The sequence below is a fragment of the Methylotuvimicrobium buryatense genome, from assembly GCF_005931095.1.
Classification (GTDB): domain Bacteria; phylum Pseudomonadota; class Gammaproteobacteria; order Methylococcales; family Methylomonadaceae; genus Methylotuvimicrobium; species Methylotuvimicrobium buryatense.
On record NZ_CP035467.1, the window covers coordinates 1,128,988 to 1,141,999 of the forward strand.

Annotated in this window: 15 protein-coding genes, 1 pseudogene and 1 riboswitch; of the genes and pseudogenes, 4 read left to right on the plus strand and 12 right to left on the minus strand. The window is 50.0% G+C overall.

Features of this window, described 5'->3' with window-relative positions:
* Positions 1 to 37 precede the first annotated feature (37 nt).
* A riboswitch (cobalamin riboswitch) is annotated at positions 38 to 266 on the minus strand.
* A gap of 220 nt (positions 267 to 486) precedes the next feature.
* The 4 genes from EQU24_RS05305 to cobS are packed head-to-tail and all read right to left on the minus strand — an operon-like array spanning position 487 to position 3,675.
* Entirely contained in the window at positions 487 to 984 is a 498-nt protein-coding gene (locus EQU24_RS05305; RefSeq protein WP_017840489.1) for a bifunctional adenosylcobinamide kinase/adenosylcobinamide-phosphate guanylyltransferase, read from the minus strand.
* Positions 981 to 2,384 carry a cobyric acid synthase gene (locus tag EQU24_RS05310; protein WP_017840488.1) on the minus strand — a complete coding sequence of 468 codons (1,404 nt, stop codon included), beginning with the start codon at positions 2,382 to 2,384 and terminating at the stop codon, positions 981 to 983. The genes EQU24_RS05305 and EQU24_RS05310 overlap by 4 nt, the downstream gene beginning before the upstream one ends.
* Complete coding sequence (gene cobC / locus EQU24_RS05315) at positions 2,381 to 2,944, minus strand: alpha-ribazole phosphatase (RefSeq protein WP_017840487.1); 564 nt, start codon at positions 2,942 to 2,944, stop codon at positions 2,381 to 2,383. The genes EQU24_RS05310 and cobC overlap by 4 nt, the downstream gene beginning before the upstream one ends.
* Positions 2,929 to 3,675, minus strand: coding sequence for an adenosylcobinamide-GDP ribazoletransferase (gene cobS, locus EQU24_RS05320; protein ID WP_017840486.1), 747 nt, complete (start codon positions 3,673 to 3,675; stop codon positions 2,929 to 2,931). The genes cobC and cobS overlap by 16 nt, the downstream gene beginning before the upstream one ends.
* Positions 3,676 to 4,080: 405 nt before the next feature.
* Between cobS and EQU24_RS05325 the strand changes: the two genes are divergently transcribed.
* The gene (locus tag EQU24_RS05325) at positions 4,081 to 4,332 is read left to right on the plus strand and encodes a type II toxin-antitoxin system Phd/YefM family antitoxin (protein WP_017840485.1); all 252 of its coding nucleotides are present in this window, start codon (positions 4,081 to 4,083) and stop codon (positions 4,330 to 4,332) included.
* A complete protein-coding gene (locus tag EQU24_RS05330) occupies positions 4,329 to 4,589 on the plus strand; it encodes a Txe/YoeB family addiction module toxin (RefSeq protein WP_017840484.1) in 261 nt (86 codons plus the stop codon). The genes EQU24_RS05325 and EQU24_RS05330 overlap by 4 nt, the downstream gene beginning before the upstream one ends.
* Positions 4,590 to 4,729: 140 nt before the next feature.
* Here EQU24_RS05330 and EQU24_RS05335 read toward each other — a convergent pair whose 3' ends face one another.
* From EQU24_RS05335 to EQU24_RS05350, 4 genes are all read right to left on the minus strand, one after another.
* Positions 4,730 to 6,088 carry an ImmA/IrrE family metallo-endopeptidase gene (locus tag EQU24_RS05335; protein ID WP_017840483.1) on the minus strand — a complete coding sequence of 453 codons (1,359 nt, stop codon included), beginning with the start codon at positions 6,086 to 6,088 and terminating at the stop codon, positions 4,730 to 4,732.
* Positions 6,072 to 6,443: a hypothetical protein gene (locus tag EQU24_RS05340; RefSeq protein ID WP_201764853.1), complete on the minus strand. Its 372-nt coding sequence runs from the start codon at positions 6,441 to 6,443 to the stop codon at positions 6,072 to 6,074. The genes EQU24_RS05335 and EQU24_RS05340 overlap by 17 nt, the downstream gene beginning before the upstream one ends.
* Before the next feature lie 174 nt (positions 6,444 to 6,617).
* The gene (locus EQU24_RS05345; protein WP_138767088.1) at positions 6,618 to 7,022 is read right to left on the minus strand and encodes a hypothetical protein; all 405 of its coding nucleotides are present in this window, start codon (positions 7,020 to 7,022) and stop codon (positions 6,618 to 6,620) included.
* Positions 7,023 to 7,697: 675 nt separating this feature from the next.
* The gene (locus EQU24_RS05350; RefSeq protein ID WP_083877693.1) at positions 7,698 to 8,045 is read right to left on the minus strand and encodes a DUF29 domain-containing protein; all 348 of its coding nucleotides are present in this window, start codon (positions 8,043 to 8,045) and stop codon (positions 7,698 to 7,700) included.
* Positions 8,046 to 8,630: 585 nt separating this feature from the next.
* On the opposite strand from EQU24_RS05350, the pseudogene EQU24_RS23375 reads away from it, so the two are divergent.
* Both EQU24_RS23375 and EQU24_RS23380 read left to right on the plus strand, forming a co-directional pair.
* Positions 8,631 to 9,086, plus strand: a pseudogene (locus tag EQU24_RS23375) (reverse transcriptase domain-containing protein); the annotation flags it as partial.
* A 95-nt stretch (positions 9,087 to 9,181) separates the two neighbouring features.
* Positions 9,182 to 9,838: a group II intron maturase-specific domain-containing protein gene (locus EQU24_RS23380; protein ID WP_341867672.1), complete on the plus strand. Its 657-nt coding sequence runs from the start codon at positions 9,182 to 9,184 to the stop codon at positions 9,836 to 9,838.
* A 304-nt stretch (positions 9,839 to 10,142) separates the two neighbouring features.
* Here EQU24_RS23380 and EQU24_RS22900 read toward each other — a convergent pair whose 3' ends face one another.
* The 4 genes from EQU24_RS22900 to EQU24_RS05375 all read right to left on the minus strand — a co-directional run bounded on the left by EQU24_RS22900 (position 10,143) and on the right by EQU24_RS05375 (position 13,010).
* Complete coding sequence (locus EQU24_RS22900) at positions 10,143 to 10,322, minus strand: DUF29 family protein (protein ID WP_017840479.1); 180 nt, start codon at positions 10,320 to 10,322, stop codon at positions 10,143 to 10,145.
* 84 nt (positions 10,323 to 10,406) lie between these two features.
* Positions 10,407 to 11,444 (minus strand): nicotinate-nucleotide--dimethylbenzimidazole phosphoribosyltransferase, encoded by a 1,038-nt coding sequence (gene cobT / locus EQU24_RS05365; RefSeq protein WP_017840478.1) that lies wholly within the window; start codon positions 11,442 to 11,444, stop codon positions 10,407 to 10,409.
* Entirely contained in the window at positions 11,426 to 12,088 is a 663-nt protein-coding gene (gene bluB, locus EQU24_RS05370; protein WP_017840477.1) for a 5,6-dimethylbenzimidazole synthase, read from the minus strand. The genes cobT and bluB overlap by 19 nt, the downstream gene beginning before the upstream one ends.
* Positions 12,081 to 13,010: a homoserine kinase gene (locus EQU24_RS05375; protein ID WP_017840476.1), complete on the minus strand. Its 930-nt coding sequence runs from the start codon at positions 13,008 to 13,010 to the stop codon at positions 12,081 to 12,083. The genes bluB and EQU24_RS05375 overlap by 8 nt, the downstream gene beginning before the upstream one ends.
* Between the last annotated feature and the right edge of the window lie 2 nt (positions 13,011 to 13,012).

Sequence of the window (13,012 nt, forward strand, 5' to 3'; positions counted from 1 at the left end):
GAGTATGGCTCGACCGTTTCGTTAACAGCCCTCCGCTGTGTCGAATCGCTATCGGGCCGGTCTCCGGGCTTATAAGTGGCCATAGGCCTGAATCATCGCCTTCCCATGTCATTGCACACAGTGGCAAATTGATGATTCTTTACTTATCTACCGTTGCGGGGGCAGCGCCGGCTTTGGCTTGATGACCTGACCGGCTTCCCGTTTAACCCCGCCCTAGAATCGACAGGTCGATTCTAGGGCGGGGCACCTGAAAGCAAGGAGGGCATTATAGGGATTTACCTGCTGAATGCAAGTGGAAGAAAAATAGAGAGGATTCAATCGAAAAAAGCATTTTTGGGGCGGACTTGGGCGGGACGGAGTTTGCAACTCCGTCCCTAACCGTTTCGACTGTGGCCGAAGCAAATCAAAACGTTTGGGCCGGGTTACATAACCCGCCCCGAGCGAGGCATGCGGAACCATTTAGGGAAGTTATTCCTAGCCAGGCCCTTATTTCATCTGCAATTTCAAGCCGGCGCTGCAAAAAAAGACTCGATCGCAATGCCGCCCCATCAATTGCGCGGCCTTGCCCGATAAATCGATGAATTGCCGGGCCAAGCGATTGTCGGGAATGACGCCGAGGCCTACCTCGTTATGAATCAAGATCAATTCGACGGGAAGCTGCAACACGGCGTCCAATTCCTGCAGAATGTCGGATTCGGGAATTTGATGATACAAGGCATTGTTCAACCACATCGACACGCACTCGACCAATACCGGGCGGTCTAAGTCTTGCAATGTGGCGAGCAGTTTGACCGGTTCCTCGATCGTGATAAATGAATCCTGTCGGCGCTGCTGGTGAACGGCCACTCGGGCCTTCATTTCGTCATCGAAAAATTCGGTCGTCGCCAGATAATAGGGTTTTTCATTCCCGCATCGCTGTAAAACATAGTCTTCCGCCAAGCGCGATTTACCGCTCTTGACGCCCCCGATGAATAAGGTCTTCATGATGGCTCCTGTAAGGCTTCTAGGATTAACGATAAATCCAAATTGGCCGCGACCCGGTCTGCGAAACCCTGAATTTGAGCATCTCGGTAGCCGGCGTAGGCATAACCCCGATAATCGGGAGTCAGGGCTTTGAAATAATCGGTTCGAAATGCGTCGTTGTCGAAAATACCGTGTACATGCGTGCCGGCGACCGCGCCTTGCCGATAAAAAAGCGGGTATTGAGCCATGCGGCCGCAATGAATTTCATAGCCATTCAACGCCGGATAGTCGAACAGGTCATAGCTTCCTCGCCGGACGATCTTGGGGAGTTGGTAAAGCACCTCGTCATCAATAAAACCGAATCCGGATTCGCTGCCGGGCCGGTCGTGTTCGATGGCTTCCGGGTCATGCAACGTTCGGCACAGCATCTGGTAACCGCCGCAAATACCGAACACCGCTTTGTCGAAACGCTCGATTTCGTCGAACAAGCCTTGTTGCTTCAGCCATCTCAAATCGCGCAGCACGGTTTTACTGCCCGGCAACAGCACCATGTCGAAACCGCTCAAGGGGCGGTAGGCTTGAATCAATTCGACATGCAGCTCTTCATCCGCCATCAATACGTCCAGATCGTTATAATTGCTCAAGCCGGGGTAGGCGATCGCGGCAATGCGAATCTTGACGCCGTTCAAGCGTTGCCGGTAATTATTGAGCGATTGCGAATCTTCCATGTCGATATTGAGCGGTTCGAACGGCAACACGCCGAGCACCGGCACGCCGAAGCGCTCTTTGATGATGGTTTCGCCTTCATCGAAAAAACGCCGATCGCCCCGGAATTTATTGATAACGACGCCGATCAAATTTTTGCGCATGACAGGATGCATCAATTCCAGCGTGCCGTAAATCGACGCGAAGACGCCGCCGCGTTCGATGTCGGCGACCAGAATATTTTTGGTGCGAAAGGTATTGGCGACAAAGCTGTTCGATAAGTCTTTATGCAGTAGATTGAGTTCGACCGGAGAGCCGGCGCCTTCGGCGATGACCAAGTCATGAGACTGCCGGAGCGTCGTAAAGGCTTGTTCGACCTGTAATTTAAGGTCGCCTATCGAATCGTAATAGTCCGCAATCGATTGATTTCGATCAACCAAGCCGTTGACGATCACTTGCACCGAACCGTTGCCGTGCGATTTCAGCAGCACCGGATTGAACAAGTGATTCGGTTCGACCCGCGCAGCCTCGGCTTGCAGGCATTGCGCGCGGGAAATTTCGCGGCCGTCCGGGGTCACCGCCGAATTATTCGAGACGTTTTGCGCCTTAAACGGTGCAACGCTTAGCCCCCGGTCCGCAAAAATCCGGCACAAGGCCATCGCTATCGTGGTTTTGCCGGCGTCCGAGCTGGTGCCGAAGATCGCTAAAGGTTTCATAGATTGAGATAGTGAATGTAGGTGTATTGATGGCTGTATTGAAATTTATGCAAAGAGCCATGATCGACGCGAAATTGAAAGGCGGCGGCGGGCGACAGCTTCAAGATATGGGTCAGCAGGGCGCGAATTACGCCGGCATGGGTCACGACGACGGCTTGCGAAAGCTCGGTCTTGATGAGTTCCTGCCAAAAACTGCCGGCACGGCGGCATAAATCGGTAAAACTTTCGCCGTTCGGCGGCGGGACGTCGACGAAATGCCGGGTCCAGAGATTTAACGCTTCGGCGTCGATGTCATCGAAAAACATGCCTTCCCAATCGCCGAAATCCAGCTCCAAGAGCCGTTCGTCGGTGACAACCTCATCGGATAGGGAATCAGCCAAACGTTTGCAACGGCTGAGTGCGCTGCTATAAAACCGGCAGTCTTCGGCTAGTTCAGGCAATTTTTGCCGTAGGGCTTCCATCTCCCGGGCAAAGCTGTCCGCCAAAGCAATATCGGATCGTCCGTAACATAAGCCTTTAGCGGCTGCGGTTTGGGTGTGGCGAATCAAATAAATGTCCATAGCGCGCTGAGGAAGAGATAAAAAACGACTTCGGCGACTTGCTGGCCGGCCCCCAAACAATCTCCGGTATAGCCGCCGATATGACGATGAAAATAGCGGCCGAGTCCTAGTGTAATAAGCATCATCGGAATCAGTGCCGACAAGACCAGTGGCGGCAGCAAGGCAAAAGGCAGCAACGCCGGAATGCCTGCCAAGAGTAAAGTTTTCGCATCGGGCTTGAATACCGCGCCGGACGACTTGCTAGGCTGCGTGCGAGCGTAGTCGTAGCGGTACATCAAATACAACGGAAACCAACGGCTGATACTGTGCCCTGCCAGCAAGGCAAACGGCGGCAGATGCGCCGGTAAACCGGTCAAAAGCCTGAATTTCAACAGCAGCAGCAATAACAAGCCGAGCGCGCCATAGGCGCCGATCTGCGAGTCTTTCATGATGTCCAGAATGCGCTGTTTATCGTAGCCGCCGCCGAAACCGTCGCAGACATCGGCAAAACCGTCTTCGTGAAAAGCCCCGGTAAGCAAAATGCCGGCGATTAAGGCGATAACGACCGCAATGTCTTGCGGCCAGATTTGCAAAGCGACCCAGAACACCGATGCCGAAATACCTCCGACCAACCAACCGATCAACGGTAGATAAGCACAAGCAAAGGGCAAGCGTCGATAATCGAGCGTGGCCGGGCAGGGCAGTCGGGTATAAAAGCCGACGGCCAGAAGGAAATCGTGTAATGAAGGCATGGAAAGTTTTGCTTGAATTAGGCGGGATATGTTCTTGGCATGTCTAATTCTACTTTGTCTTGCGACAACTTATAAAATCGATCGCTTGAGAACATGACAAACCGGGCGGCTGATTATGGACACGAGCAGCACGGTGTAAGCCTTGCGGCGTATGGCAAATGCCGGAAAAAGGGAGGTGGTTGAATTATAAAATAAACCCGATACCCTTTTTTTGCAGTTTTGTTTCGACCTGTCTAGATAGAGCTAAGGAATATGCACAATATAACGTCTACAAGCAATAGGCTTTGCGGCGGTTCGGTGGCACGCTTGACAGGACGCCGAAAATACAACCACGTTGACGGCCTTGGTATGTGCTGCTAGATACCTGTACAATTTAACGTACATGATAATTTTAGAGAGGCCCCGATGGACGCCATAAGCTACACCACTGCACGAGCTAACCTAGCGAAAACTATGGAAAAGGTTTGTAATGACCACGATCCCGTGATTATTACCCGAAAGAGAGAAGCGCCTGTAGTCATGATTTCTTTAGAAGACTTTCAGTCCATGGAAGAAACAGCATACCAGCTTCGATCCCCTGCAAATGCTCGCCACCTACTAGAGTCGATTGCAGAACTTGAGGCTGGGAACGGTACCGAGCACGAGTGGATAGAATGAATCTGACTTTTTCCAGCGTATCTTGGGAAAACTACTTGTACCGGCAAAAAACCGATAAGGCCATGCTTAAACGAATAAATTCTTTGCTTAAGGCTATTCAGCGCGAACCTTTTGAAGGTATCGGTAAACCTGAGCCGTTGAAGCACGGTTTGTCCGGCTATTGGTCTCGACGCATTAACGATGAACACCGGCTTGTCTATAAAGTTGTTGAAGACCATATTTTTATCGCTCAGCTTCGCTATCACTACGAGTATTGAGCGCAAACGACCAAGTGTAACCGGCCCACCAAAGCGTAGCGAAAGGCGCGCGCTTTTATTCTTAGATGGCTTTTCGATCAAAAGGGAGTAGTTAATTGTATCGGCTACTCACTTAACGCGGGACAGTTTAAGGTTAATCCTTAGTGCTTTTGTCCCGCCTTAAGTGGGAAGCCATTGTATCCAATATGATATGGCGACTCATTTATTGATTGGTATTCAATATAATTATTGTTCGCTAGCAGAGAGGAAATTGTTTGCTCGCTCACATCAAAGTGTTCTGCCGCATCCTCAATGGCCTCATTGGAAAAATCGCTCTCTAAAAAATTAATCAGGCCATTAATTGGACACAAAAACTCGGCGGCAAAAGCCCTTTGATACTTTTGTCTGGAAGTGCTTAAGTCCGTATTAGTCAGCCATTGATTGCTGCCGGTTTGAATAAAATCACCAACATAGCGTGATAACTCAAACCGCTTGCTAATGGGGTGCTTCTTGCGAGGTACGAATTTAATGGTCTGATCGTCGGTTGGTATTCCTACTGAAACACTGGATCTACCCATAGGCCCCCACTTGTCTATTGCCGATGAAGCAATTCCCAATAACTCAAAGAGAGTTTTCGTATCAATTGGATTGTTTGTGTTTCCGATTTCACTTCTTAATTTTTGCGCATTATCTACCGCCACTCTCCAAGGCGCTGAATCCGCGCAAGTACTATTTGCTATTTGTTTTGTAGAGAATGTAGGTTTTCCGTATACCCCTGGAGCACTAATAAATTTCTCAATAGGTTTCAATAGTTCTTCTTGCCCCATTTTTCCGTAGACTGGGGCTAACTCCAATAATGTACCCTCTCCATACTCACTATAAAGCTTGATTGCATATTCCATTGCATCGGGCGAACATTCATCCGGGTCAAACCCCATAAGAGCCTCCAGTTTACGGTAAATTCTGCTATCTTCGATTTGCTCTTCTTCTTTTACTATAGAAAATAATGCTGAAAGATCACTAGCCCCCAACCCAAAGGCTTCTAATCTATTTTCGACCGTGGAGATAAAGTCAAAAAGTGCTTGTCGAAACTCGGTAATACTAATAGATACAGGAAGATTTAACCCATTAATATATCTAACAGACTGCTGACAATTTACCTCTGAAGGAGATGACCAAACTTGCACATTTAGGCTGTCACTTGCAAATAGTATTTTTGGCCAAACAAACCCATGATTTGCCGCCCCTAATTCGTGCGCCATTCGCCAGCTAACATCAGGCTTATTAGGCGCCGGTAATGGCTCGTAAAGCAGTCTCCACCAATTCTGTAGCATCCAAAAAGCTAGTGGGTAGGACGATACAATCACATGATTTTGTATGGATTGAGAAAAAATATTCTCGTTTCTTGTGAGATTGTAATCTCCAACATGAATTTCCAACTGAGCCAATGTGTTTGCTAGCTCAGGTGTTCCGGAGCCGACACTAGACCAGCTTTGTCGAAAATCAATCTTTTTTATCACGAATTTTCCACTCTTTAATGACTTCATGGGAGAACGGATCGGATTCCGGCATTGGATAACCATGATACATCCCAGTATCAGGATTCTCTAATTGAGCTTCCAAAGGGGTTCCGTCACGAGTAACTGCCCATATATTCTGGGGCCACTTTCCTTTCATTTGTTCGCTAATCATACCTTTACGTAATCCGGCCTTTATGTGGGCAATAGCAGCCTTTTTAGTAAAGATTTCGACTGTATCACAAAGTGATTTTGCAGTCCTTGGCGATGATGGTGGTGTTAATTCGAAATCGCCGGGATTTTTCTTATGCTCAGGATTGCCTCCGTATTTCACGTTCTTTACCAAAACATCTGACACGCTATTTTCCGAGAAAGCTTGAATCTTCCTTTTCGTATTGAAGCGGCCTTGTCTTCTCTGCATTTTTGTGTCGACCTGTCTAGTTTGGGGCTAACGTCACGGCACACTGGTTGCAATGGAGCGCAGCGGAATTGCAACCCATGTGCAACGAATAAGGTTAGGCATGAGTGCGTATCATGCTAACCAAATAGTATTTGGTCTACTGCCATCTGTATTAACCAAGTTCATGTGCGTTAGTAGTGGCAGGAGATAGTTAATTATCATAACGTTTGTTCCATTAGCGTTGCGTGCGGTGACGCAAAGTGGGCCTGCGAGATTAATGTCTTTGTTTGATCCAATCGGGCACCGATTTTGTTCCGTATGCTGATTGGGCAATAGGTATCTAAGAGTTTCGACGAATGCTTGTCGATTGATAGTAATTGGCGTGCCTCCTCCGACAGTTGTGATCTCAACGTCGGCATTACTGACAGATGTGACAGAAAACGGTGATCCTGAAGCGGTATCCGAGGTTGATAAATTCAACCCTATGAAAATCATATTCCAGCGAGAGTCCAGAGCGGCATTAATTAATTGATTCATGAATTTTACCAAATTGCCTAACTATAATTAGACATCCTAAATGACGCAAAATATTGCGTCATAGAGCTGCCTATTTCATTTTTGAAAATTAAAATCATATAGTTTACAGTGATTTGCAAAAAACAACCTTTCCAAATAAAAATTTAAAAATACGTCAGTGCTGAATTCGGAGAATTCAACGACAGTATTGGATTAAGTACGTGTTAAAATTCGTTTGAAGGACTGTAGCAATCGTACCGAACAAACTTAAACTGACTGGATTAAACGCTATATTCTGCATTTTTGCAAACGCTATCCGCTTGACTTGGGCGCTAGCGAACCGATGCCGCAAGTAGCCAGGATGACGTAACGAGGAATCGGGGGTTTTCGACGCAAGGGGGGTATCATAAGCGCCAACTTAGTGTCTACTCTATGGTGTATTTGTGGCTTTATTCGTCATATCGGAATGGATTGCTGATGTCCGGGTTACATTGGTGTGAAAGAAAGCATTGCCATCGCTGGCTCTGGATTCCGCCAATCCCTGGCGGAATGACGCGTTTTTCCTTAAGTTGGCGCCTATGGAGGCAGAATAAGGGTTTTCCCGTATTCCGCTTACGCTGCATACGGGCTACATTTTTCGGGTATTAATGCGCTAGTGTGAAAAATGCATCATATTGAATTATAAAACATTTTTTCTTATTCCGGCCAAAACTCGGAATCCATAACCTGTTCAATGTCCCACGGACAGGACTCGGGGAAGCAATCGAGTCCTGTTTCCTTTACCGCAAGACTGACGGCATCGGACCACACCCATTCCCGCCAATCGGGTTGAGTCAAATCGGTTTTAAGACTGGGGGTTTCTTTCAAGCATCCTGCAATCCCTCGACGTTGCTCCTTGATTGCGCGCTGCCAGCTTTTACTGCGAAAGCACGCCTGATATTGCCATTTCAGTAGATGGGCCAGCAAAACAGCCATTCTACTTCTCAATTCTCTTCGTTCGCTTTTGCCCACCGCTGAAAATCTTGGAGTGTGCCACAGGCACACAAACTGACGCTATACGGAAATAGCGATCAGATGTGTATAAGCTCATTGGAAGATGATGGTAGGTCCATCAAAGTCTGTTGTCGGAAACCGGCTTTAAACCACCTCAAGCTGCTTGTATTAAGAGTGCAGGTAGTGAGCGTTGAGGAAAAGCTAATTCATAATTAGCAGGTAGGGTACAGAGAGACGAGTTAAACCGAACCTATGTTGACGCGTCGTTATTCAGAGACTCGACATCAAAACCTGGGGCGTCCAAGACTTCAGGGATGAGTCTGCAAGCGGATCCGAAGTCTGTGCAGATGGTGTCCGGCGTATAGTGGGCGTGACTCTGTACCGGGCTTTCAATGGGAACTGTAGGAACCAGTCATCATGATGTTAAGGGAGAAATGCAAATCACTAAATTGATAAGTATGAGAGTACCGATGCGTGATACTGGGGCGGAGTTGCTCGTAGTAGTGTTGAAGCGTTTGTAATGAACGAGGAGCGAAGGGGCAACATCAGGCAGCCTTTATTGCTATCACAACTGTTGAAAGGCAGGAGGATGATATGAGCGAGGCAAAGCCATTTGTCATTTCGAAATGGCAAGTGATGCGTGCATTTGAATTGGTGAAAGCCAATGCGGGTGCTGCAGGTGTTGATAGGCAATCGTTGGCAGATTTTGAAAGAAATCTGAAAGACAATCTTTACAAGTTATGGAATCGGCTGTCGTCCGGCAGTTACTTCCCGCCGCCTGTCAAAGCGGTAGCCATACCGAAGAAAGCAGGTGGCGAACGGATTTTGGGTATACCCACCGTGAGTGATCGTATTGCTCAGATGGTCGTCAAACTGGAATTTGAACCCCAGGTTGAGCCGCACTTTTTGCCTGACTCGTATGGCTACAGGCCGAATAAGTCAGCACTCGATGCGGTGGGTGTCACGCGAGAACGTTGTTGGCGCTATGACTGGGTACTTGAGTTTGATATTAAGGGATTATTCGACAATATACCGCATGATCTATTGCTTAAAGCGGTCTATAAGCATACCGATACGGCTTGGGTGAGATTGTATATCGAGCGCTGGTTGACGGTGCCGATGCAGATGCCCAATGGGGAATTGAGTAGCCGGGGAAAAGCACGCCACAAGGTGGAGTTGTCAGTCCGGTGCTCAGTAATCTGTTTCTGCACTATGTCTTCGACAAATGGTTGCAAAAGCACTACTCGGATACACCCTGGTGTCGTTATGCCGATGATGGTCTGGTGCACTGCCGGAGTGAGGCAGAAGCCAAGCACATGCTGGAAGCACTGAAACAACGCTTTCAGTCCTGTGGGCTTGAACTTCATCCGGTGAAAACCAAGATTGTTTACTGTAAAGATGGAAGTCGCAAAGGGCGCTATAAGCATACCTCCTTTGATTTTCTGGGGTATACGTTCAGACGGCGACTGTGTAGGAATCGCAAAAGAAACAGTGTGTTTGTAAACTTTACGCCGGCGGTGAGTAAAGCGGCGCTGAAGTCAATGCGAGGAAAGGTCAGAAAGTTACGAGTCAGAACGCGTACCGAGTTGAGCTTAGGGCAAATAGCACAATGGTTGAATCCCATCATTAGGGGATGGATAGGCTATTATGGTTGTTATACCCGATCTGCGTTATATGGTATGTGTCGTCACGTCAACATGACTCTGGTGAGGTGGGTAAGACGAAAGTTCAAGCCGCTACGCCAGCATAAAATAAAGGCAATGCTGTTTCTGGAGAAGATTGCAGATCAACATCCAAACTTGTTTGCCCATTGGCGGGCGGGAATGATAGGTGCGTTTGCCTGATGGGAGCGGTATGAATCGAGAGGTTCACGTACCGTTCTGCGAGAGTCTGTGGGGGAAGTGCCTGCGGTCTACTCAACAACGGAGCGTTAGCGAAGTGAAGATTTTTAGTCCCCGATAGCCGTAGCGCCGGGAGTTTTGCCGGAGTCTGCGCGAATAGCGCAGGCGGAGGCAAAATACAAGGCATCGCGACACGGCGTAAAGCCATTTGTGGGAGTGCTACGGAACCGCATCGAGTATACGATGATGTGGCGTAGTGGCACGGACGCAGGGCGAATCGGGGCCGCCGAAGGCAATAATCGCCAAGTCATTTTTCGCTGCTGAAATCGGACGGACCCCATTTCAGCTTTCGCGAAAAATCTTGGCGCGCTTGGTCTTCAATCTCATCCGCAATATGTTCAAGGTCGAGCATGTTGAATTGGCCCGCACGGAGAAGCGCGGCCTGCTCGTTCGCCCATGCAACAATGTCAGATTCGTATCTATGCATCGAAAAGCCCTCAAAATGTCTCAATAGGGTTTTAAACCGTGAAAGAGTAACACCGCATCCCATCAAAAACAAACCCCGGCAATTTCAACCGGCATCCACCCCCGCTTCGGCAAAGCTGGCCATTTCGTTCAGCATCGCAACCGCCGAGGCTATCAAGGGATAGGCCAGTGCTGCGCCCGAGCCTTCGCCGAGGCGTAATTCAAGATCGAGCAAGGCTTGTGCGCCGAAGTGATCGAGTAGCGCGCGATGTCCTTGTTCGTCCGAGACATGGCTAAACACGCAATAATCCAAAACCTCGGGATGGCACTTCGCCGCAACCAACAATGCGCTGCCGGCGATAAAGCCGTCGACGACGATCAGCATGCCCAGTTCGGCGGCTTTCAAATAAGCGCCGGTCATCATCGCGATTTCAAAGCCGCCGAAGATGCTCAATGCCGCCAATGGATCGCGTTGGCCGGGGTGCCGTGCCAAGGCTTGATTCAATAGCGACAATTTATGGCTCAGTTGCGCATCGCTTAGTCCGGTGCCGCGTCCGACGCATTGCGCCAGCGGTATACCGGTCAAGCAATGCATCAACAGCGAGGCGGAAGAGGTATTGCCGATGCCCATTTCGCCGAAGCCGATACAATTGCATCCTGCCCGGTGGCGTTCCTGTACGATATCGGCGCCGGCTTGCATGGCTTGGGCGCATTCGCTTTCGGTCATTGCCGGCGCATCTAAAAAATTACGCGTGCCTTTGCCGATTTTAGCTTCGATCAATTTAGGGTGCCGGTTTAGATCGGCATTGACGCCGGCATCGACGATCCACAGGTCGAGGCCGTTGTGCTTGGCAATAACGCTGATGGCGGCCCCGCCCGCCAAAAAATTGGCGACCATTTGCGCGGTGACGCTTTGCGGATAGGCGCTGACGCCGGACGCGGCAATGCCGTGATCGCCGGCAAAAATCACGATAGCCGGGTTTGTCAGCGTCGGCGATAACGTGTTTTGTATTAGCCCGATGCGCAGCGCCAGTGCTTCCAATCGGCCCAGCGAACCCAAAGGCTTGGTCTTTTGGTCGATTTTGTCTTGTAGCGCGGCGGTAAGGGTGTGGTCTAGCGGATTGATCAAAAAGTGAGTTTGCATGGGTTGTTCCAGGCGTTTTCAAATAAACAATCGTTCAATTCCAAGCGCGATGCCCACCGTTCTTGTTGCAAGAGCGGCTCGTCATAAAAGCGCTCGACATGGCCCAGACATAAAATCGCGAACGGTTGGCTGTCGTCGGGCATCGCCAATAATCGTTTCAGCGCTTCCGGCTCGAACATCGAAACCCAGCCCAAACCCAGACCTTCGGCCCGGGCGGCCAGCCACATATTCTGGATCGCGCAGGATAACGAGGCCAGATCCATTTCCGGCAGGGTGCGCCGGCCGAAGATATGCTCGTCTCGGCGGTCGCTTAATGAGGCGATGATGATTTCGGCGCATTCCATGATGCCTTCGACCTTGATGCGCATGAATTCGTCTTCGCGCTCCTGTAAGGCGCGGGCGGTTTGCAGGCGTTCCTGCTCGACATGGCCGTGTATGGCTTGGCGTAAATCCGGACGGGTGATGCGGATGAAACGCCAGGGCTGCATGAAGCCGACGCTTGGGGCGTGGTGCGCCGCCGCGATGATGCGTGCTAATCTGTCGGGTTCGACCGGGTCGGGCAAAAAATGCCGCATATCGCGGCGCTCGTAGATAGCGCGGTAAATGGCGGCGCGTTCGGCGTCGGAATAGCGATGATCAGGCATGGGCGGCGTGTCGGTGTTGTACGAGCAGATCTTTAAAAACGAACGGGTCTTTGGGTTGGCTCAGGGCGGCTGGGCGATTGCTGTAATGGTGCACGAGGCGCGATAGCCAAAAACGTAGCGAGGCTGCTCTGAGCATGCGGTTGCAATGCTGATGTTCGATTGCCGATAAGGGTCTTAGGGTTTCATAGCCCGAAAGCAGTGCGGTTAATTTTTGCGTGTTGAAAATACCGTAGTCTCGGCACCAGTCGTTCGCGCAGACGGCGATGTCGCGTAGCCAGTGGTCGCTGCAGGCACTGTAGAAATCGAGTATGCCGCTGATTTGTCCGTCGGCGAATAAGGCATTATCCCGGAATAAGTCGCCGTGAATCACGCCGCCGGGCAGGGCTTGTTGTTCGTGCTCAGACTGAAATTGCAGTTCGCTGAGAATCAATTCGCGGTCGCCGGCGGACAGTTGATTCTCGACTTGCTCGAACAAGGCTTTGATCGACAAAACGTCATGATGGCTTGCGATCGGAAAGGTACAATCCCGCGTGTCGAGATGCAGCCTGGCCAACTGCGTGCCGATTTGCCGGCATTGATCTAGCGTAGGCGAAACGATGGATCGGCCGGCCAAACGTTTACAGACCAGTGTCGGTTTGCCGTTGAGGTTGAGCAATAGCCGGTTTTGTTTGTCGGCCTGCGGATTCGGATACAGCGGGTTGCGAGTCCCTAAGCGTTGCATCAGTCCGATCACCGGGGTCAGTTCCTCGCCATTCTGTGCCTCGAACAAGGTCAAGACATAGTCGCCTTGCGTGGTCGCGACCGCATAATGGCTGTTCGCGATGCCGTCGGGAATACCGGCATAATCGACTACCTGGCCGAGATCGTAAGCACCGAAAAAGGCGTCCAGTTGTTCGGGTGTGACTGAGGTATAAACGGACATTG

Bases quoted from the DNA above. Each gene is read 5' to 3' on its own strand.
- EQU24_RS05305 (WP_017840489.1), bottom strand. From the start codon at position 984: ATGAAGACCTTATTCATCGGGGGCGTCAAGAGCGGTAAATCGCGCTTG.
- EQU24_RS05310 (WP_017840488.1), bottom strand. From the start codon at position 2,384: ATGAAACCTTTAGCGATCTTCGGCACCAGCTCGGACGCCGGCAAAACC.
- cobC (WP_017840487.1), bottom strand. From the start codon at position 2,944: ATGGACATTTATTTGATTCGCCACACCCAAACCGCAGCCGCTAAAGGC.
- cobS (WP_017840486.1), bottom strand. From the start codon at position 3,675: ATGCCTTCATTACACGATTTCCTTCTGGCCGTCGGCTTTTATACCCGA.
- EQU24_RS05325 (WP_017840485.1), top strand. From the start codon at position 4,081: ATGGACGCCATAAGCTACACCACTGCACGAGCTAACCTAGCGAAAACT.
- EQU24_RS05330 (WP_017840484.1), top strand. From the start codon at position 4,329: ATGAATCTGACTTTTTCCAGCGTATCTTGGGAAAACTACTTGTACCGG.
- EQU24_RS05345 (WP_138767088.1), bottom strand. From the start codon at position 7,022: ATGAATCAATTAATTAATGCCGCTCTGGACTCTCGCTGGAATATGATT.
- EQU24_RS22900 (WP_017840479.1), bottom strand. From the start codon at position 10,322: ATGCATAGATACGAATCTGACATTGTTGCATGGGCGAACGAGCAGGCC.
- cobT (WP_017840478.1), bottom strand. From the start codon at position 11,444: ATGCAAACTCACTTTTTGATCAATCCGCTAGACCACACCCTTACCGCC.
- bluB (WP_017840477.1), bottom strand. From the start codon at position 12,088: ATGCCTGATCATCGCTATTCCGACGCCGAACGCGCCGCCATTTACCGC.
- EQU24_RS05375 (WP_017840476.1), bottom strand. From the start codon at position 13,010: ATGTCCGTTTATACCTCAGTCACACCCGAACAACTGGACGCCTTTTTC.